Annotated in this window: 15 protein-coding genes; 11 read left to right on the top strand and 4 right to left on the bottom strand. The window is 45.6% G+C overall.

Features of this window, described 5'->3' with window-relative positions:
• Nucleotides 1-26: 26 nt before the first annotated feature.
• Nucleotides 27-2666: a bifunctional aconitate hydratase 2/2-methylisocitrate dehydratase gene (locus E2B99_RS14260; protein WP_134246081.1), complete on the bottom strand. Its 2640-nt coding sequence runs from the start codon at nucleotides 2664-2666 to the stop codon at nucleotides 27-29.
• Between the two features lie 633 nt (nucleotides 2667-3299).
• Between E2B99_RS14260 and E2B99_RS14265 the strand changes: the two genes are divergently transcribed.
• The gene (locus E2B99_RS14265) at nucleotides 3300-4667 is read left to right on the top strand and encodes a hypothetical protein (protein ID WP_134245984.1); all 1368 of its coding nucleotides are present in this window, start codon (nucleotides 3300-3302) and stop codon (nucleotides 4665-4667) included.
• A gap of 67 nt (nucleotides 4668-4734) precedes the next feature.
• On the opposite strand, the gene E2B99_RS14270 is transcribed toward E2B99_RS14265, so the two are convergent.
• The 3 genes from E2B99_RS14270 to tsaA all read right to left on the bottom strand — a co-directional run bounded on the left by E2B99_RS14270 (nucleotide 4735) and on the right by tsaA (nucleotide 7948).
• Nucleotides 4735-5082: a hypothetical protein gene (locus E2B99_RS14270; protein ID WP_134245986.1), complete on the bottom strand. Its 348-nt coding sequence runs from the start codon at nucleotides 5080-5082 to the stop codon at nucleotides 4735-4737.
• Nucleotides 5083-5372: 290 nt separating this feature from the next.
• Nucleotides 5373-7139, bottom strand: a complete 1767-nt coding sequence (locus E2B99_RS14275; protein ID WP_134245988.1) for a GspE/PulE family protein — start codon at nucleotides 7137-7139, stop codon at nucleotides 5373-5375.
• A gap of 80 nt (nucleotides 7140-7219) precedes the next feature.
• Nucleotides 7220-7948 (bottom strand): tRNA (N6-threonylcarbamoyladenosine(37)-N6)-methyltransferase TrmO, encoded by a 729-nt coding sequence (tsaA, locus tag E2B99_RS14280; RefSeq protein WP_134245990.1) that lies wholly within the window; start codon nucleotides 7946-7948, stop codon nucleotides 7220-7222.
• Between the two features lie 98 nt (nucleotides 7949-8046).
• On the opposite strand from tsaA, the gene E2B99_RS14285 reads away from it, so the two are divergent.
• The 10 genes from E2B99_RS14285 to E2B99_RS14330 all read left to right on the top strand — a co-directional run bounded on the left by E2B99_RS14285 (nucleotide 8047) and on the right by E2B99_RS14330 (nucleotide 20526).
• Nucleotides 8047-8826 (top strand): ferredoxin--NADP reductase, encoded by a 780-nt coding sequence (locus tag E2B99_RS14285; protein ID WP_134245992.1) that lies wholly within the window; start codon nucleotides 8047-8049, stop codon nucleotides 8824-8826.
• 736 nt (nucleotides 8827-9562) lie between these two features.
• Nucleotides 9563-11806, top strand: a complete 2244-nt coding sequence (locus E2B99_RS14290) for an FdhF/YdeP family oxidoreductase (RefSeq protein ID WP_134245994.1) — start codon at nucleotides 9563-9565, stop codon at nucleotides 11804-11806.
• Nucleotides 11803-12606 (top strand): formate dehydrogenase accessory sulfurtransferase FdhD, encoded by an 804-nt coding sequence (gene fdhD, locus E2B99_RS14295; protein WP_134245996.1) that lies wholly within the window; start codon nucleotides 11803-11805, stop codon nucleotides 12604-12606. The genes E2B99_RS14290 and fdhD overlap by 4 nt, the downstream gene beginning before the upstream one ends.
• Before the next feature lie 150 nt (nucleotides 12607-12756).
• The gene (locus E2B99_RS14300; RefSeq protein WP_134245998.1) at nucleotides 12757-13674 is read left to right on the top strand and encodes a LysR family transcriptional regulator; all 918 of its coding nucleotides are present in this window, start codon (nucleotides 12757-12759) and stop codon (nucleotides 13672-13674) included.
• A gap of 152 nt (nucleotides 13675-13826) precedes the next feature.
• Nucleotides 13827-14852 carry an AraC family transcriptional regulator gene (locus E2B99_RS14305; RefSeq protein WP_134246000.1) on the top strand — a complete coding sequence of 342 codons (1026 nt, stop codon included), beginning with the start codon at nucleotides 13827-13829 and terminating at the stop codon, nucleotides 14850-14852.
• 159 nt (nucleotides 14853-15011) lie between these two features.
• Nucleotides 15012-15389, top strand: a complete 378-nt coding sequence (gene gcvH / locus E2B99_RS14310) for a glycine cleavage system protein GcvH (RefSeq protein WP_134246002.1) — start codon at nucleotides 15012-15014, stop codon at nucleotides 15387-15389.
• Nucleotides 15390-15758: 369 nt separating this feature from the next.
• A complete protein-coding gene (locus tag E2B99_RS14315) occupies nucleotides 15759-16190 on the top strand; it encodes a CBS domain-containing protein (protein WP_134246004.1) in 432 nt (143 codons plus the stop codon).
• Between the two features lie 653 nt (nucleotides 16191-16843).
• Nucleotides 16844-18022, top strand: a complete 1179-nt coding sequence (locus E2B99_RS14320) for a class I SAM-dependent rRNA methyltransferase (protein WP_134246006.1) — start codon at nucleotides 16844-16846, stop codon at nucleotides 18020-18022.
• A 136-nt stretch (nucleotides 18023-18158) separates the two neighbouring features.
• Nucleotides 18159-19052 carry a 50S ribosomal protein L11 methyltransferase gene (gene prmA, locus E2B99_RS14325; RefSeq protein WP_134246008.1) on the top strand — a complete coding sequence of 298 codons (894 nt, stop codon included), beginning with the start codon at nucleotides 18159-18161 and terminating at the stop codon, nucleotides 19050-19052.
• A gap of 37 nt (nucleotides 19053-19089) precedes the next feature.
• A complete protein-coding gene (locus E2B99_RS14330; RefSeq protein ID WP_134246083.1) occupies nucleotides 19090-20526 on the top strand; it encodes a zinc-ribbon and DUF3426 domain-containing protein in 1437 nt (478 codons plus the stop codon).
• Nucleotides 20527-20660 lie beyond the last annotated feature (134 nt).

The following is a 20660-nucleotide window of genomic DNA, read 5'->3' on the forward strand; positions in this document are numbered from 1 at the left end:
TTAATTAAATCAAGCTTCTAAGTTGATTAAGTCAACTGAGCAGCACTGATTTTCTTGGTATCAACCTTGCCAGCTTCGGCAGTGTATTCACCCATGCGGTCAAAGTTCATGTAGCGATAGATTTCGCCAGCCATGCTGTCGATATTCTGCGCATATTCCATGTACTCTGCAACAGTTGGCAGACGACCCAGTACCGCAGCAACAGATGCCAGTTCAGCAGATGCCAGATACACATTGGCACCCTGACCCAGACGGTTCGGGAAGTTACGGGTTGAAGTTGACACACAAGTGGTGTTTGGTGCGACACGGGCCTGGTTACCCATACACAGTGAACAGCCTGGCATTTCAGTACGCGCACCGGCACGACCATAAATGTTGTAGTAGCCTTCTTCCATCAACTGGTGTTCGTCCATACGGGTTGGCGGTGCCAGCCACAGACGGGTTGATAAAGAACCACCTTCTACTTTTTCCAGCAGCTTACCAGCAGCGCGGAAGTGACCAATGTTAGTCATGCAGGAACCGATGAATACTTCATCAATTTTTGCACCAGTCACATCAGACAACAGCTTGGCATCATCTGGATCGTTCGGGCAGCACAATACTGGCTCAGTGATCGTGCTCAGGTCAATTTCATAAACCTTGGCATATTCAGCATCAGCATCCGCTTTGATCAGGCTTGGGTTATCCAGCCATTTCTGCATGTTTTCAGCACGACGCGCCAGTGTACGGGCATCGCCATAACCTTCAGCAATCATCCATTTCAACATGGTGATGTTGGAGGTCAAGTATTCAGCAACTGATTTTTCAGAAAGGGTGATCGAACAGCCAGCAGCAGAACGCTCGGCAGAGGCATCAGACAATTCGAACGCTTGTTCAACAGTCAGGTCGCCTTCATATTCGCTCAGGTCAATCTCAAGGATACGACCATTGAAAATGTTCTTCTTGCCTTTCTTCTCAACGGTTAAATCACCCGCCTGAATGGCAACATAAGGAATTGCATGAACCAGGTCACGCAAGGTGATGCCAGGCTGCATTTTGCCCTTGAATTTCACCAGTACTGATTCAGGCATGTCCAGTGGCATGACGCCAGTCGCAGCAGCAAACGCCACCAGACCAGAACCTGCCGGGAAAGAAATACCAATTGGGAAACGGGTGTGAGAGTCACCACCAGTACCAACGGTATCAGGCAACAGCATGCGGTTTAACCAGGAGTGAATGATACCGTCGCCTGGACGTAGGCTTACACCACCACGGTTCATGATGAAGTCTGGCAGGGTGTGGTGAGTTACCACGTCAACTGGCTTTGGATAAGCGGCAGTGTGACAGAAAGACTGCATCACCAGATCAGCAGAGAAACCTAGGCAAGCCAGGTCTTTCAGTTCATCACGGGTCATTGGACCAGTGGTGTCCTGAGAGCCAACTGTGGTCATTTTTGGTTCGCAGTAGGTGCCTGGACGTACGCCCTGACCTTCTGGTAAACCACAGGCACGGCCAACCATTTTCTGCGCTTGGGTAAAGCCCTTGCCTGTATCGGCAGGCTGCTGTGGATGACGGAACAGCGTAGATGGCGCCAGACCTAAAGCTTCACGCGCTTTGGTGGTCAGGCCACGGCCAATGATCAGGTTAATACGGCCACCAGCACGAACTTCGTCCAGCAGAACCGGAGTTTTCAACTGGGATTCAGCAATTTGTTCGCCGTTTTTGAACGCAGTAACGGTTGCAGTGTCTTTGTTGATTTTCAGGGTAACTTCGTCACCCATATTCATGTTGCTAACATCAATCTCAACAGGCAACGCACCGGCATCTTCCATGGTATTGAAGAAAATCGGCGCAATTTTGCTACCCAGACATACACCGCCGTCTTTCTTGTTCGGAATATGCGGAATGTCATCACCAAAGAACCACAGTACAGAGTTGGTAGCAGACTTACGGCTAGAACCCGTACCAACCACGTCGCCCACGTAGGCAACCTGATTACCTTTCGCAATCAGTTCCTTGATCTGGCTGATCGGGCCAACTTCGCCCGGTTTTTCAGGATTGATGCCTTCACGCACGTTTTTCAGCATGGCATTGGCATGCAATGGAATATCCGGGCGTGACCATGCATCCTGTGCAGGCGACAAGTCATCGGTATTGGTTTCGCCAGTGACCTTGAAAACAGTAATCTTGATTTCTTCAGCAACATCAGGACGGCTGGTAAACCATTCAGCTTCTGCCCATGATTTCAATACGGCCTGAGCATTGGCATTGCCTGCTTTGGCTTTGTCAGCAACATCATGGAATGCATCAAATACCAGCAGGGTTTTCTTCAGTGCTTCAGCAGCATCTGCACCCAGTTCGCTGTCATCCAGCAAGTCAACCAGTGGCGCAACGTTGTAGCCGCCCAGCATGGTTCCCAACAGGTAAACTGCACGCTTTTTGGTGACTAACGGAGAAGTCGCCTGACCCTTTGCAACAGCAGCCAAGAAAGCAGCTTTTACATAAGCAGCCTGGTCTACACCAGCAGGAACACGGTTTTCCAGCAAATCAACCAAAAATGCTTCTTCATGTGCTGGTGGATTTTTTAATAATTCAACCAGTTGAGCAGTTTGAGTTTCGTCCAGCGGCTTTGGCGGGACACCCAGTGCAGCACGCTCAGCAACGTGTTGGCGGTAGGCTTCTAGCACGGTGTTATTCCTCTTGTGGATGTTCATTGCGCTGTCCTAAACACGCTTGTCTAGCACACGCAATTATGGATGCGTGGATTTTACTAAATTTCAAGGCAAAAGTTAACGTAACAATGGCAATTGATGCAAATGCTCATTATTTTTTAAATAAATGATAGTCTTGGAAACGTAGATATTTTTGTTCGATAATTTTAATACTGAGATTTTGCCCTGCTTAAAGCGCACAAAAGTTGTAGATTCCAATAAGTAGCTATTTAAACATAAGATTTTTCAACTAACTATAAACTTTTAAAAGATTAGATCTCTTGCATAAGTTTGGTTTCGACAAGCTCAACCAACGCTGCCTGAGCCTGTCGAAGGCAAGTTGGTACAACTTATGAAAGAAGTCTATTAGTTAAGCCTTTAGATAAGTGTGAATTTCCTGATCCTCTTTAAGAAACTATAAAAAAGTAACTTTTCAGCACATTTTATTCAAACTTTGAGCAACTCATTCTTAATTCTACATTTTGATGCAATATTGCTGGTTGCAAGCATTGCCAGCGATGGTTCATTTTTTTAGACTGCCTGTTGCTATTGCTATCAACTGCCGTTGCTATTAGATCTCACAACCAAGGAACACACTCAGGTTTAAATATGAAAAAATTTTATATCCTTCCGTTGGCATGCGCGATTGCCGCATTAACCGCTTGTAGTCCTGCACCTGTAAAACAAGAAATTATTATTCCGGCCACACCACAGCCTGCACCTCAGCCCCTGGTATTACGCAAGGTTGAGCCTGAAGCCACCGCACCGCACTATCGTTTGAACCCCCGCAATTATGAACAGCCTTTAAATCCGGTGGTGGTACAACGCATTCGTGAAGCCCTGACCCCAAAAATCATTAATCCGGCCACTGGTGAAGTGATAACCCGACTGCCTATACGCCTACCAGATGACCCAGTAGCGCAGACCCAACATGTAACGGCCAATCAAGCCACTGCCACTGAACCTGCTGCTACGGGCACAAGCACTGATGCAACAGCACTCACCAATTCGGCGCACACCCAGCAAAACCCAGCGAATTCCACTGAATCCAATAATAACAGTGCAACACCAGTCGTTGCAGTGGATGCTAATGGCCTGCCCGTTGCCGAACCACAGGATACCCAGGCAGCATTATTAAAAATTGACCCGGCACTCAAACTCGATGAACAGGCAGTGGCCAGTCTTGCCGCAAGCCAAAATCAGCCCTCAGTTCCGAACACTCAGCCTGCCACCGCCTCAGAAGCTAACCCAACAGGCAGTACCTCAACAGACAGTACCCCAGCAGTAAGCACGACAGCATCTGAGCCAGCCATACCCTCTGCTATCCCTGTACAAACTGTAGCGGATAACACAGCAAGGATTCTGATTCCAATTCATGAGCAGCAGATCACCCAGCCTATTGGCACGCCTCCACCGCGTGACGAAACACTGGATGTGTCTGAGATCGACAAGGATCTTACCCTGATTGGTGGTAAAGCCCGTCATTATCCAACTTATTTCAAAGATAAATTTGAGCGCTGGAAGTCTGAAAAGAAAATCCGCGAAATCACCCAGCGTCTGGATGTGCTGGCGGTAGATCCCCGTGCGTCTTATGAACTGTTGTTACGTGCCATGAAAGCCCATGTACTGGCACGTAATATGGATGCCGGGCCAGACTCTGCATTCAAGTCAGCAGTTTATTTCCAGCGTTTACTGAAGCTAAAGCCTGCAGATCCCGAAACCAGCTTCTGGTATGGGTTTTCTTTAGGTGAAGGCGGTGGCTTTAGGGAGTCCATTTCCCATCTGGATACCGCCGTTAAAGCAGACTATCAGGAAGCATATCTGGCACTGGCACACAGTTACCTGCAAATGGAAGATAAGAAAAATGCACTCACTGTGCTGAATAACTATAAAATCAAATATCCTGATGAAAGCGCAAGAACTGATCAGCTGATTGCAGAGATTGAGGCAGGCAAGCGTTATTCAATCTGGCAATAAATGACTTTTATCCAGACCAAAAAATAGGGCTTAACTGCCCTATTTTTTATACGATATTGATGTGATTTTAACGTGTGGCCGGTGAAATATCAGCAATATGCACCTGACCTGTTTTGCGCATGTACAGGCACATTTTTTCCTGAGTGGCTGTGGCTTTTGGCTGTGAACCAGCAACTGGCTTTAAATGACCCCGTATAATCACAGCCGTATAACCCACCGTATCATCAAACAGGATTGGTTTGGTCGACACCACTGCATTCATTAGACCACTGGCGCTGGTGCATTTTTGGCTCACTTTGCGATCATGTTCTGCCCACGCCGCATCCGACGATGCAAAGACTGGCAGGGTTAACGCCATAAGCAAGCCTGTAATCGTGGCTGTTTTGATGAGTGATAACTGCTTAAAACCCATCATTGTGCTCCTTAATCCTATAATCTGGACAATTATGCAGGCTTAACGATCCGGCAATATCAAGGCACTACACTTCTTTCATAAGTTGTACCAACTCGCCTTCGACAGGCTCAGGCAGCGTTGGTTGAGCTTGTCGAAACCAGACTTATGCAAAAGATCTACTGTATCAATTAGAGTCATAAAACGTAGTGGGCTGTAAACTAAAACAAGGAAACCTGCACCATAAACCTTAAGCTTAAAACCAGTCGCTTATCAGCACTGGTCTGCCGTTGCCGCGTGATTCAATGGGCGATTTAACTCAAGGGAACAACCCGCATGACTTCCTCAAGCGTGGTCATGCCATCTGCTACTTTTTTTGCACCGGCAAGCCGCAATGGTTGCAAGCCTTCTCGATAGGCCTGTTGCTTGATCTGGTTCAGGTTGGCGCCATCACCCACCATCCGTTTCATTTCATTGGTGAGCACCAGAATTTCATACAAACCCATACGCCCTTTGTAGCCTGTACCACGGCAATGCTCACAGCCAACTGCCTGATACACTTGTGGGGGTGGATTGCTGGTCCAGGGACTGACCAGTTGATTCCAGCTTTCGGGATCGATAGTGGTTGAAGCCTTGCAGTATTCACACAAGGTTCTCACCAGCCGCTGCGCCATAACGCCCAATATGGTTGCCGCAGTTAGAAATGGCTGCACGCCCAGATCATGCAAACGGGTTAGGCTGGATGGTGCATCATTGGTATGCAGGGTGGAAAGTACAAGATGACCCGTTAAGGCTGCCTGAATCCCCATATCTGCCGTGTCCTGATCACGAATCTCACCAATCATAATAATGTCGGGATCCTGACGCATTAATGCACGCACGCCTTCGGCAAAACCTAGGTCAATGCCTGACTGCACCTGCATCTGGTTAAAGCTCGGCTCAATCATCTCAATCGGGTCTTCAATAGTACAGACGTTGACTTCATCAGTAGCCAGTTGCTTGAGCGTGGAATAAAGCGTGGTGGTTTTGCCTGAACCCGTCGGCCCTGTCACCAGAATAATGCCATTGGGATGCGCTGCCATTTGCTTCCACTTGGCAAGGTCTTCCCCGGTTAAGCCCAGTTGTTCAAACGAGCGCACTAGCACTTCCGGGTCAAAAATACGCATGACCAGTTTTTCACCAAAGGCGGTTGGCAAAGTAGACAAACGCAGCTCAGTTTCAATCCCTTTAGGCGTGCGGGTTTTTAAACGGCCATCCTGCGGCTTGCGGCGCTCGGCCACATTCATGCGGCCTAAAATTTTAATGCGTGAAATCACGGCGGTTAAAACGGGCGCTGGCATGTCATAAACCGTATGCAACACACCATCTATACGAAAACGCACCCGCCCCCCTTGCCTACGGGGTTCCAGATGAATATCACTGGCGCGCTGGTCGAAGGCATACTGCAATAGCCAGTCCACAATGCGCACAATGTGCTGGTCATTGGCATCAGGATTTTGCACATCACCCAGTTGCAACAAGGCTTCAACACCTTTCGCCGTTGCTTCAGAGCCGCCTGTGCCTTTTGCCCCGGCAATAGCACGTGTCACCTGATAAAACTCAATCAGATAACGGCTTAATTGTTCAGGGTTTAGCATCACTCGCACAATCTGGCGTGGACGCACGATATGTGACAAATTTTCCAGCCAGTCATCATAAAAAGGCTGATCACTACCAATAGTAATGGTTTCGCTATCTACGGCCACTGCCAGAATGCGATGACGTTCAGCATATTCAAACGACATGATTGCCGTCACCGCAGGCACATTTACCTTTAATGGATCAATACGAACAAATGGAACTTCGGCTTTATCGGCTAACCATTGTGACAGCAGCGGCAGTGTGAGCTTTTGTTGAGTAGTGGCATCAGTTAAATCGAAACTGGCGATAAATTGCAGCGGATGCCATTGCAATTGGTCTTTTCTTCTAGGCGTAGTGGCAATGAGATTAACATCGCGCTGGGAAATTTTGCCATCTTTAAGCAGTGCATCCAGACACCATCTGACATCCACCTGAAACGAAAAATGATGTTTTTTATTCAAAATGCTCTCCTTGGCAGCAACTGCTTCAATATTGATTTTAAGCCTAAATTTTATGGTTTAGTCTATCGTGTAATTAGGGTTTAACGATGAATTTTGGTAAGTGACTCAACGATAACCTGCTGACCTGCTATTCTGAATGTGATATTCACAAAATCATAAGCCATCCCATAAACCCGATTTGCATCATCCTGATAAGCTGGCCGTGGATCAAGCGCCAACAATTCATTGATTAAACCTTGCTGTTCAGTATCAAACAGTTGCTGTTTAATTAAAGCTTTAGCTTGCTCACTGGCTTGTATGGTCCAATCAATATCTAGAAGTGCTGGCGCGGCTTGAGCAAAACCACTTTTTGCTTCAGGAATCGCATCGGAATACGCAATGTACGGTTTAATGTCGACAATCGGCGTTCCATTGAGTAAATCTGCTCCACGGATCAGCAACTTAGCCTTGCCGTTTTGCCTGATTACTTTCACCAGTTCAACCACTGACAATCCCAACTCACTGGGTCGATACATGCTACGGCTGGCAAAAACCCCCAGCTTTTGATTACCACCCAACCGTGGGGGTCGGATTTGTGTACGAAATTTTTTAGGACTTTGTGAATCTGCTTTATTTTGATGAAAGCTCCAGATTAGCCATAAATGACTGAATTCATCCAGCCCTTCAAACGCCAGCGCATCATCATAAGGTGGATTAAATTCAATAATTGCAGGCACTTGCACCAGATTAGGCTGACGGGGTATTCCAAATTTTTCATGAAAAGGTGAATGCACAATACCAATCACTGGTACTGTTAAATCCGACTTCATCACTTTTCCTTATAAATAACATTGGATTAATTCAGTTTATAGACAATTGCTTTGCGTTAGAATAGCTCCCTGTTTTTTATTATATCGATGAGAGCTTCATGGCCGCTTTTAATGTTGAGAAAATTACTCACGTTCACCACTGGAATGACACGCTTTTTAGCTTTAAAACCACCCGTGATGTGGCCTTACGCTTTAAAAATGGTCAGTTCGTGATGATTGGTCTGGAAGTCAACGGCAAGCCGCTGATGCGTGCCTACTCCATTGCCAGCGCCAACTATGAAGAAGAACTGGAATTTTTCTCAATTAAAGTTCAGGACGGCCCATTGACCTCTATTTTGCAGAAAGTTCAGGTTGGTGATGAAATCCTGATTAGTAAAAAACCAACAGGCACACTGGTTCATGATGACTTATTACCCGGCAAAAACCTGTATTTCCTGTCCAGTGGTACTGGCCTTGCACCATTTTTGGCATTAATCCGTGACCCGGAAACTTATGAAAAATATGAAAAAGTGATTCTGGTGCATGGCACGCGTTATGTGAGCGAGCTGGCCTATCAGGATCTGATCTTAAACGAATTGCCTAACAATGAATTTTTTGAAGAGTTGGGCATTAAAGACAAGCTGATTTACTACCCAACTGTAACCCGCGAAGAGTTTCATACACAGGGTCGTGTGACCACGGCAATTGAAACCGGTCAACTATTTGAGAAAATTGGCCTGCCGCGTTTTAATCCGGAAACTGACCGCGCCATGCTGTGTGGTAGCCCTGCGTTCTTAAAGGATGTCTGCGCACTGCTGGATGCACATGGTATGAAAGAATCACCACGGATGGGCGTGATGGGTGATTATGTGATTGAACGCGCGTTTGTTGAAAAGTAAGTTTTTATTTTTTAGCATATTACTTAAAGCAGCCTTTTTAAAAGGCTGTTTTTTTTATGATTATTTGCAGCACTTTTAACTAATGAAATTATGATAAAAAAAGATTTCTCTTATATAAAACAAATTTATTCAATAGACTTCTTTCATAAGTTGTACCAACTCGCCTTCGACAGGCTCAGGCAGCGTTGGTTGAGCTTGTCGAAACCAGACTTATGCAAGAGATCTAATGAGAGAAAAGCTCCCCTATAACCAATTTGCAGTTACTACGGCTTGCCCTGTTTCGATCATCTCGCCTGAATGATTGTATTTTGCTAGCAAGTTTCTTCTTCAGCAAATTTTAGCCCATGTTTGGCACCAATGCAGGGATAACCTAGAATATGCGTTTGAATACTTATACTTAAAATACTTTAAAGACTTCGACACGCTATATTGCGGACAACACTTAAGATGAATCAAAGACATCTTTTCCAATATGTGATGAATATTTTTTAATTTAAAATTTTTCTTGAATCTTAAGTGACACATTTATCTATTTTTCTTGCAAAAAATTGCCTTTTGTCACAAATATAAGCTCGAAGTGTATGGCAGGGATTCGATACATTGAATTTGCATTTTAAGTTCAGTAATGATGCTAACAATCTGACTATCGCTAGATATAACTGCTTATAGTCGTGTTAAAACAGAGCTTTAAAAAACTGAATTCGTGCAGAACCTGCTTTTTAATCAGGGAATATTAATGAAAAAAATTGAAGTTTATCCAGCGCCTGCTGGTGGTTGGGCATCATTACGTGGCACAGCAAGTACCTTGTTTGGCAAAGACACCCTGTTAAAAGGTGGTAGTACTATGCGCCGGGTGAACCAGCCACACGGCGGTATTAAATGTCCGAGTTGTGCATGGCCTGATGCCTCCCATGCCAAGCCGATTGATTTTTGTGAAAGCGGCGCCAAAGCTGTCGCGTTTGAATCTACTGCCAACCGCATCACACCCGAATTTTTTGCCCAGCATACCGTAAGCGAGTTAAAAAACTGGTCAGATTATGAACTGGACCAGCTCGGTCGTTTGACCCAGCCACTAAAATATGATGCTGCAACCGACAAATATATCCCAGTTGAATGGCAGCAGGCCTTTGATGAAATTGGCAGCTTTTTGCGTCAACAAACCACTCCTGAACGTGCAGTGTTTTATACCTCTGGCAAAGTGGGCAATGAACCAGCTTTTTGTTATCAGCTCATGGTGCGTGAGTACGGTAGCAATAACCTGCCGGATTGCTCCAATATGTGTCATGAACCCACCAGCGTGGCACTCGCCGAGCAAATTGGCATTGGCAAAGCCACCGTGATCCGCAGCGATTTTTCCAAATGCGACCTGATTTTATCCATGGGCCATAATCCAGGTACTAATCATCCGCGCTCACTCATTGCATTGCGTGAAGCACGCAAACAAGGGGCTACCATTGTGGCGGTTAATCCCATGCGTGAAAAATCACTCATGCATTATCGCCATCCACAAAGCCCGGTTGAAATGCTGACAGGTACCTCGACCGAGCTGGCCAGTGATCATTATGTTCAGGTAAAAGTCGGTGGTGATAGTGCGTTTTTAACGGGCGTGATTAAGGCTTTTCTGGAAAATGGCACACCGGATTATGCGTTTATTGAAGAGCACACTTCTGGCTTTGACGAATTTAAAGATTTTATAGCGCAACAGGACTGGTCATTGCTGGAAGAGGCTTCTGGCGTAACCCAGCAGCAAATGCAGGAAGTCGCACGCCTGTATGACCAAAGTAAAAACACCATTTGCATGTGGGGCATGGGCATTACCCAGCATGAAACCAGTCTTGATAATGTGCACCTGATTGTTAATTTGCTGCTGTTAAAGGGCAATATTGGACGTGAAGGCAGTGGTTTGTGTCCAGTGCGTGGTCACTCCAATGTACAGGGTAATCGCACAGTGGGCATCCATGAAAAGCCGGATCAGGCCATGCTGGACCGCATTGAAAAATACTTTGGCTTTACCCCACCACGTGACGATGGCCTGGATGTGCTGGCGACCCTGCAAGCCATGCAGGAAGCTAAGGTTGACTTTTTTATGGGGCTGGCCGGAAATTTTGCTAAGGCTACACCAGATACGACGACAACCTTGCGTAATCTGGAAAACCTGAAAATGAGCGTGATGGTGTCAATTAGCCTGAATCGCTCACACCTGCATCATGGTCAGCAGGCTTATATTTTGCCGGCGCTAGCACGTACCGAAGGCGACCATCAAGATAGCGGTTTTCAGGGAATCACTATTGAAGATTCCATGTGTAATATTACGCTGTCAACTGGTAAAAATCCTCCAGCTTCCAAGCAGTTGCGATCGGAAACAGCAATTATTGCAGGAATTGCTCAGGCAGCCATCCCGAATAGCCGAATTCCATGGCACAAATTTTTGAGCAACTACGATTATATTCGTGATGCTATCGCCGAGACAGTCGAAGGATTTACCGACTTTAATCGACGCGTTCGTGAGCCACGCGGGTTTTATCTGGGTAATAGCGCACGGGAACGCAACTGGAAAACAAAAACCCAAAAAGCCCAGTTCATGTTACCGCAATTGCCTTTTATCCCCGAGGTGTTACAGCAACCGGACATTTTTCGTTTAACCACTGTTAGGGCACATGGGCAATTTAACACTACTATATACGACTTAAACGACCGCTATCGGGGTGTTTATGGCGAACGCGATGTGCTGTTTATGCATCCTGATCAAATTAGTGCCAAAGGCTGGCAAGTGGGACAGCGTGTCGATGTAACTGCGACTTATGGCAGCCAAACCCGCTGTTTAAATAACCTTAAACTCATGCCCTTTGATTTACCCATGGATTGCGTTGCAGCTTATTACCCCGAGGCTAATGATTTAGTGCCACTGGAGCATCATGCACCACGTGCCAATACACCAGCTTATAAGTCCATCCCAGTACGCATACAGGCCAGCCTATGAATGCCCTGTTAAAAATTACAACGCCTGAAAGCAGTGACACTCATAGCATTATTCAGGCTCGGGAACAAAATGCCAGCACTGAACAAGCCATTAGACTGGATCTCGCAGAAGAAGTGCCGGTTGCGCTGGTTTATAATGGCATTTCGCATGTCGTCCTGATGGCAACGCCACAGCATCTTATAGAGCTGGCTTATGGTTTTTCCTTATCTGAAGGCATTATTGAGCACGCCAGCCAGATTTATCAGGTTGAGGTTGAAAGGCATCCTACGGGTATTACCGTATATATAGCGTTGGCTTCAAGCTGTTTTGCCCAACTTAAACAGCGACGGCGCCAGATGAATGGCCGCACTGGCTGTGGTTTGTGTGGCATTGAAGCACTGAGTCAGTTGAATATGCCACTACCTCCTGTTGTGCCTAAAATTCAAATAACTGCGCAACAATTGGCTCAAGGGTTTAACCGTCTTACTGCTCAACAGCTCATTAATCAGCGAACTGGTGGTTGTCATGCCGCTGCGCTATGGCAGCCTGATAATGATACGTTGCAAGTGTTTGAAGACGTTGGACGCCACAATGCGCTGGATAAACTCATTGGCTGGCGCCTGCTTAATAATAATCCTTTAGGTGCACTACTACTAACATCGCGGCTTTCTTATGAGTTAATTCAAAAAGCAGCTTATGCGCAGTTGCCTCTGGTTGCAGCGATTTCAGCGCCAACAGGCATGGCCGTGCGATTGGCTCAGCAAGCAGGAATTCAGTTGGCGGTATTTGTGCGTGATAGCCGGGTAACGTGGATTAATTAAAAGATTTAATTTTTTAAATAACTGACAGCTGATAACTAATACTTTCAGATTCCCTACTCTCCAAATCGTTCACTTACTAATATGTAATGAATAAATTTCATCTTATTTAAGATATAATGAATTTTATTTTTAATTATTTATTTTTTAGACATGCTTGAGCTTAGACACTTAAAAACCCTGCAAGCCCTGCGTGAACATGGTTCACTGGTTGGCGCTGCCCAACATATTCATGTTACCCCCTCTGCCTTGTCGCATCAGTTACGCGAACTGGAACAATGGCTGGATTTAAGCCTGCTCAGCCGCAAAAGCCGCCCTTTACAGTTTTCACCAGCTGGTTTACGTCTGCTGGAACTGGCTGATCAGGTATTGCCACTGGTGAATAATACCCGCACTGAGCTGTCACGCATGGCGCATGGCCAGACCGGGCGCCTGCTGCTTGCTTCGGAATGCCATAGTTGCTTTGACTGGCTTATGCCTGTGCTCAATCAATACCGTCAGGATTTCCCCGATGTTGACCTTGATTTTGCCAATGGGTTTGAACCCGAACCACACCAGCAGCTCCAGCAAGGTGATATTGATATTTTAATTACCGCTGATGAATTGCAACTTAGCGGTTTGGCCTATCAGCCTGTTTTTGACTATGAATCCAGGCTGGTGCTTTCACCTAATCATCCGCTCGTGCAACAGCAGAACATTACTCCACAAGATATTGCCGCACAAACCCTGATTGCTTATCCGGTAGAACCCAGCCGTTTGGATATTATTGCCGGGTATTTAAGCTTACATGAATTACAGCCCAGCCATATCCGAACCACGGAACTGACACCCATGCTTATTCAGCTGGTGGCCAGCGGTCGTGGCATTGCTGCCTTACCCGATTGGGTGGTTAAAGACTACGAACAGAAAGGCTGGGTGGTCAGTCGCCGCTTTCCATTTGCTGAGACAGGCAAGCAGGATAAAGGATTACGCCGGACTTTATATGCTGCCTATCGCCAACAAGATATCAAGCAGGCCTTTATTGAAGGTTTTTTAAATCAGCTTAAGATTTTTTCTAGACAACGTGGCTAAAATAGGTCAAACAGCACTTAAAGCACCTTTTGTAAAGTCAATTTAAGGAATAAATTGTCTAACAATCAGCAATTTTGCTGATGTTTTATGCCATTGACCATGTTATTTTGCTCTGGTTATGTTCTGCATGCTGAAATAGAAATGGATAACACATGACCCTACCAATTGCCCGCCCAGATAACGGTATTCCAGGTGTATACGGCTTATTGTTACTCGAGGTAGTGTCACGCTTTGGAATTAGCGAACATACCCTTTTTTCACCATTTAACCTGAGCAGTGAAAAACTGGCAGAACCCAGTTTTAGAATAGCCTTGCCGTTAGCCAATGAGTTATTCAAGCACGCCATTGAACTGACTGGCGAACACAGTCTGGGTTATCATATTGGTACACAGATGCGTATTTCCATTCATGGTTTTATTGGTTATGCCATCATGAGCGCATCCAATGTCACTGAAGCCTTAATGCTCGCGTCACGTTTTATTCATATTCGGGTGCCGTTTATTCATTTGCATGTCTCTACCATGCAACCCAAAGCACGCCTGCAACTCACCTGTGATGAACTTAACCTTGAACCGCTTCGGCAGGAAGTCCTTATTGCCCTAACTGTAGGCATTTTAACCATGGGTAAAGCACTGACTGGCAAAGAACTTTATGCAGATATTGAATGTGACTTTTCACAACCAAAGGATTTTGAAAAGTACCAAAAAATGATCAATGCCAATATCAAGTTTAACCAGCCGCATCTGGTAGCCTATTTTGATAAAAGCTATTTGAGCTTGCCGCTCATCAATGCCGATCCAATTGCCAGTCAGATTGCCATTAATCAGTGCGAAGCTGAGCTTTCGGCACTCGGTGAACGCAAACGTATTGCCATGAAAGTGCGCGACTTGCTCACACAATGTAATGACCGCTACCCGACCATTGAAACCATTGCCGATATGCTGCATATGTCAGACCGCACGCTAAAGCGCCAGCTGGCTGCTGAAGGCACATCCTATTCCAATGTGGTGGATGAAGTACGTTATCGTCATGCGGTCTCACTATTGTCACGTTCAGATTATAGTCTTGAGCAGATTTCTGATGAGCTGGGTTACTCCGATGTTGGCAACTTTACCCGCGCCTTTAAGCGCTGGACTGGCCGCACGCCGGGCAACTGGCGTAAAGACCCTTATCTGTAAAATCTATTAGGCAAAACAAGGTAATATCACTGGGTATGGCTAATTTTTTAGAATCATTCCAAACACTGGGGCTACAATTTGTAGAAAACAAACGCTACACTTGCGCCAGACTTTGAAGTCCTCTTTTGGGGACAAATACATTTGAGGGAGTTTTACATCATGAATCATCCTAGCGAGCTGAAATATGCCGGCACTCACGAATGGGCCAGACAGGAAGATGATCTGATCGTTACTGGTATTTCAGATCACGCTCAGGATTCGCTGGGTGATCTGGTTTATGTTGAAATTCCTGAAGTGGGCAGCACGGTAACCGCAGGTGAACCGACTGGCGTGGTGGAATCGGTAAAAACAGCCTCCGATATTCATGCCCCAGTTTCAGGTATTGTGGTTGAAATCAACCCGGCGCTGGAAGATGATCCGGAAATTATTAACACTGACCCGTATGGCAAAGGCTGGATTTATAAAATTCGCCCTGATAACCCAAGTGAATTGGATGCACTGTTATCTTCTGATGACTATGTGGCCAGCCTGGACTAAGTTTTCCTAGCACTGATTTTTTAAAGCAAAAGATGGATTAAAATCAGGCAGCAACAAATTTATTGATAAATAATTTTTATTAAAATCCCTTCCCGTAAGGGATTTTATTTTTTGATTGCCCAGCAGGCAAATTTCTGTTTTTTATAATTACTCGCATTAAAGCAAAAATATCGTGGATATGCTGATCAAGCGCCGAAATTGCATACAGTAATATACATAAAAATCAGCCACCTGAAATGAGCGTTAAAAACTTAATATAAATTACTTTGCCTGCTTTTCATTTTCCATAAAATCAATTAAAACCTATAGTAATGATGAAGCAGCCAAGGCCATTTGTCATTTATTAAAGCCAAGCTCAGGAAAACAACCATGCAAACCGTTGCTCATATCTTAAACAATAAAGCCAATCAGGATATTTACACCATTTCGCCGGATGCCACGGTGCTTGAAGCCCTTACCCTCATGGCAGACAAAGGGATTGGCGCACTGGTGGTGACACAAGATTCCAAGGTGGTTGGCATTATCAGTGAGCGCGATTACGCCCGTAAGGTGGCCCTGATGGAGCGCTCATCCTACAGCACGTTGGTTTCAGACATCATGACCCACGCCGTGCTAACCGTTACGCCGCAGCACAGCACCAAGCATTGTATGAAACTGATGACTGATAAGCATTTGCGCCATCTGCCTGTGGTTGACAATGATAAATTGACCGGACTGGTTTCGATTGGTGATCTTGTTAAAAATGTAATGGCAGAACAACAAAGCCTGATTGACCAGCTGCAAAACTATATCAGTGGTTAAATTTTAAGCCAGACTGCTTGTATCCAAATAGGATTTAAGGGCTTAAGCATAGGTAAATAGGGGTTTAATTGTTTTAAGTTTTAACCCGCTGATAAGGGCATAGCCAAAAAACTATAAAACCTCCTATCCATAACAGGCAAAACACTAAGGAGGTTTTATATAGCCATAGATCTTGAAGGTATTCTATCCAGAACAAAAACAATATACCCACACAAACCACATAAGCCTTAAACCACAAACTGATTGCTAATAAATGCTTGCAATAAGGGCACATCTTCTGCCCCTGATGATTTCTTTGAACACCCTTAGTACTAAAAATAAGCTTTTTATTACAGTAAGGACATAAACCAAAATATGCCATCGCTGTCCCACCCATCAATCAAAATTCAAACTTTATAAATAGCTGCCCTTGGCAATTCCTGTCAACACTTAACAGCAGTACCTCCAGATTCACTCAAAAATTACAGTCCACGAGACAAAAAGCTGATACCAAGTCCAGGCCCAAAAAATGCCTATGCTTTGATAAGGTAATGGAGTAAGTCTGTTCTAGCCTTCATAGCAGTCAATTGATGTCCTTTTGGCTGCAATAGTGTCACTAATCGCTTCAAGAGCCGTTATACTGTCGGACTTAAGTATTTTGCCTGGATTTACCCATGAGTTTACCGCGCTTACGCATCAAAAAACGTGAACAGCAACGCTTGCGTGATGGTCATTTATGGGTCTATTCCAATGAAGTGGAGACGCAAGTCACCCCGCTAAAAGCCATCTCTGGCAATTTGGTGCATCTGGAAGACTATCGCGGCCAATTTATTGCCACGGCCAGCTTTAATGCACAATCCCTGATTTGCGCGCGTATTGTGAGCCTTGATGAAGTAAGCGTGCTGGATCAGGCTTTTTTTCGCCAGAAGATTCAGGCAGCACTGGCTTTGCGTGACACCATTTTTCAGCAGCCCTATTATCGCCTGGTATTTGGCGAAGGTGATTTTCTACCGGGTATCGTGATTGACCGCTTTAATGAAATTCTTGTTGCGCAAATTAGCACACAAGCCATTGAACACGCCAAACCTGAGCTGGTTGCAGCTTTACAGGAAATCTTTGGGCAAGATTGCAAAATCCTGTTTAAAAATGATGGTAAAGGTCGCCATATCGAGCAACTGCCCGAATATACCGAACATGTTGGCGCACCGTTTAATGACATTGAATTGATTGAAAATGGCGTACAGTTTAAGGCACCTGTAGACGGCCAGAAAACAGGCTGGTTTTTTGACCACCGTGATGGCCGCCAATGGCTTAATGCTTGTGTTAAAGGCAAATCTGTACTGGACGTATTTAGCTATATTGGAGGCTGGGGCATTCAGGCAGCAAAACATGGTGCCTCAACAGTGACATGTGTGGATGCTTCGCAAAAAGCCATCGACCAGATTGGGATTAATGCACAGCTTAATGGGCTGAATAATGTACAAACCATTTGTGCCGATGCGTTTGATTATCTCAAAACACAAGACAACACCACCTATGATGTAATCGTGCTTGACCCGCCTGCCCTGATTCAAAAGCGCCGTGACTTTGAACAGGGCCGTCAGGCTTATTTTGTGCTCAATGAACACGCGCTCAAACGCATTAATGAGGGTGGTATTTTTATTTCTGCCTCCTGTTCGCTGCATATGACCAGCGATGAATTGCTTAAAATTGTGCAGCAGGTTGCCAGACGACAAAACAAGCAGGTTCAGCTCATTCATCAGGCGCGTCCCGCAGCGGATCATCCTCGCCTGCTTTCCATGCCGGAAGCAGATTACCTAAAATGCTTTATGTTTAAAGTCACATCAATTTAATGGCTTTGCTTGATCAGGATTTTTTGCTGATTAGTCAGCCCTTTTTAATACAGCTTGGTATTTGGCTTAAATAGCTTGGATAAATGCAAAATCATTGTGCCTTAGCACTTAATTTTTATAGAGATTGGGGATAGTTATGCGTTGGTTACAAGTTCGTGCCACAGTTACCAAGGATCAGGTTCAACTGGCAGAAACGCTGCTGGAATCGCTCGGTGCAGTGAGCGTTATTCTGGATGATGCACAGGATCAGGCCCTGCTTGAACCATTGCCGGGTGAAATGCCGCTATGGGATCAGGTTGTTGTGACTGGCCTGTTTTATGAAGATTCTGACACCGCACAACTGGAAGGCTTTTTGTCCACCCAGTTGCCCGGTGCCAATGTTCGCCATGACTATCTGGAAGAACAAGTCTGGGAGCGTGCCTGGATGGATCATTATGAACCCATTCAGTGTGGTGAACGCTTATGGATTGTGCCTGAATGGTTAAGCCCGCCAGATAAAAATGCCATTAACCTGATGCTTGATCCGGGATTGGCGTTTGGCACTGGGAATCACGCCAGTACTTTCTTGTGCCTGCAATGGCTGGATAAACAGGATTTAAAAGACAAAGTTGTGATTGATTATGGCTGTGGCTCCGGCATTTTGGGCATTGCTGCTTTGCTGCTGGGTGCAAAACAGGTTTATGCAGTTGATCTTGATCCACAAGCCGTTTTATCCACCCAGCAAAATGCCGAATTAAACAGGGTTGAAGATAAAATCTGGACAGGGTTGCCTGAAGAATTTGAGCAACAGTTCCCAGATTTACAAGCTGATGTGATTGTTGCCAATATTCTGGCTGGCCCACTTATGCATCTGGCGCCAACCTTTGCAACATTAGCTAAACCACACGCCCTTATTGCAATGGCCGGTATTATCGAAGAACAGGTTGAAGACTTAAGACAAAGCTATGCAAAATGGTTTAATTTGCATACACTTGGTCAGAGAGAAGAAAACTGGTGTCGTTTATCTGGGGAAAGATTGGCATCTGTATAAACTATAATTTTAATGACAGACATGGAGTTGGGTACAAATGACAGTCAAGCAGACACGCTGTCCCTTTTGTCATAGTGCATTCTACATTACAGCCTTGCAATTAAATGCTTATCGCGGCCAGGCTCGCTGTGGCCAGTGCCATCAGATTTTTGATGCAACGGCCAATATGGTACTGCCCAATAACCCGGTAAAGCCTTTGCAGTATGGTGCTGAAACCGCCGGTGGTGTGACGCCGCCAACTCCTGTTATTCTTCCTGCCACCAGTGAAACACCTAACCTGGCGGTTCCTGAACAGCCAGAGCAGGTTACCCGCGCAATGAGTAGCTATGCTGTACCAACCCAGCCTGCACATGCCGGACGCATTGGCAATATTGAATCTTCCACGCAGCCAGCGCCGCAACATATTTTCCCTGAGCAGACTGCTTTGGAATCTAATTCAGTATTTGCCGATATTGCCCAGCTCCCTCCTGAAGCAGGTATGCCTGAGCAATTTCCTGCTGAACCGCAGGTAGCTCCCGTAGTAGAAGAACAGCTCCTGTTTTCAGATGATGCCGGCTTATTTGAGGATGATGAATTACCGATGCCTGACAATAAGCAAAAATCACCTTTCCTGGGTGATAGTTTTAACCAGCAGTTTTTGGATGATACTTTTGAAGATATTGATGTGTTAAAGCAGCAGGAACTCAATGATGTGGAAAAACTGCATGCTGGGGCTGATGACAGCTGGATCAATGATCTGCTGGAAGAAGACAAAAAACCAGTGGTAAATATTGAGTCCGAACTGAAACCCATTGTGGTTACCCCTGCGCCACCACCCTATACACCCTCGCCTGAAGGTGTACTACAGCGGCCACCCGTTGATCATGATGAAGACTTGCTGAGCTTTTTAAACCGGACTGGCGCAGTCACCATGCCAAGTACCACCCCGAAAGCAGGCGTCACTAATACAGCTGCTCCCAGACCAGCCAGCCACCGGATCTTAAGACCCACTACAGTAAAATATAATCCATTTTATTTTATTGGCTGGGGCCTAATGTCCTTACTGATGGTATTCCTGCTGATTGGCCAGTATATTTACTTTAACTTTGAACATATGGCCATGGACCCCAAGACCTCAGGTTATATCTCCAGACTATGTAGTATCACTGGCTGCCAGATTCCTTACATGAATGAAGATGAGCTACATATCAAAAAGGTTAAGCTGATCGCCAATAACAGCCTGGGCGAAACTACCTTTCGTGCACAGCTTAGCAATAGTGCCAGTTTAAGCCAGCCATTTCCTGCGTTGCGTCTAAGCTTCAAGCGTGATGGTAAAACGGTTGCCAGCCAGATTATCCAGCCACGTCAATACTTGCCGGATAACCTAAAAACCCTGACTCGCCTGGCCACTAAAACACCCTATCCGGTTGAGTTCACCATCAAAACCCGTCGCGCCGACATTCAAAACTTTAGCCTCGAGCCGCAATACCATTAATTGCAAGGCTTGAGTGCTATAGCACTGCCATAATTTGGCAGTAAAAATCAAGCGATTTATTTTGGATAAAAAACGCGCAAGGGCTGCCGTAAGCTTTGACATGGTGTTATTATAGCGCCGCACTGTGGCAGTGC

It is taken from the genome of Alkanindiges illinoisensis, from assembly GCF_004377485.1.
GTDB lineage: Bacteria > Pseudomonadota > Gammaproteobacteria > Pseudomonadales > Moraxellaceae > Alkanindiges > Alkanindiges illinoisensis_A.

Excerpts from the sequence above, each read along its gene's own strand:
- E2B99_RS14265 (WP_134245984.1), top strand. The coding sequence starts at position 3,300 with ATGAAAAAATTTTATATCCTTCCGTTGGCATGCGCGATTGCCGCATTA.
- E2B99_RS14270 (WP_134245986.1), bottom strand. The coding sequence starts at position 5,082 with ATGATGGGTTTTAAGCAGTTATCACTCATCAAAACAGCCACGATTACA.
- prmA (WP_134246008.1), top strand. The coding sequence starts at position 18,159 with ATGCGTTGGTTACAAGTTCGTGCCACAGTTACCAAGGATCAGGTTCAA.
- gcvH (WP_134246002.1), top strand. The coding sequence starts at position 15,012 with ATGAATCATCCTAGCGAGCTGAAATATGCCGGCACTCACGAATGGGCC.
- tsaA (WP_134245990.1), bottom strand. The coding sequence starts at position 7,948 with ATGAAGTCGGATTTAACAGTACCAGTGATTGGTATTGTGCATTCACCT.
- fdhD (WP_134245996.1), top strand. The coding sequence starts at position 11,803 with ATGAATGCCCTGTTAAAAATTACAACGCCTGAAAGCAGTGACACTCAT.
- E2B99_RS14320 (WP_134246006.1), top strand. The coding sequence starts at position 16,844 with ATGAGTTTACCGCGCTTACGCATCAAAAAACGTGAACAGCAACGCTTG.
- E2B99_RS14300 (WP_134245998.1), top strand. The coding sequence starts at position 12,757 with ATGCTTGAGCTTAGACACTTAAAAACCCTGCAAGCCCTGCGTGAACAT.
- E2B99_RS14315 (WP_134246004.1), top strand. The coding sequence starts at position 15,759 with ATGCAAACCGTTGCTCATATCTTAAACAATAAAGCCAATCAGGATATT.
- E2B99_RS14285 (WP_134245992.1), top strand. The coding sequence starts at position 8,047 with ATGGCCGCTTTTAATGTTGAGAAAATTACTCACGTTCACCACTGGAAT.
- E2B99_RS14330 (WP_134246083.1), top strand. The coding sequence starts at position 19,090 with ATGACAGTCAAGCAGACACGCTGTCCCTTTTGTCATAGTGCATTCTAC.
- E2B99_RS14290 (WP_134245994.1), top strand. The coding sequence starts at position 9,563 with ATGAAAAAAATTGAAGTTTATCCAGCGCCTGCTGGTGGTTGGGCATCA.
- E2B99_RS14305 (WP_134246000.1), top strand. The coding sequence starts at position 13,827 with ATGACCCTACCAATTGCCCGCCCAGATAACGGTATTCCAGGTGTATAC.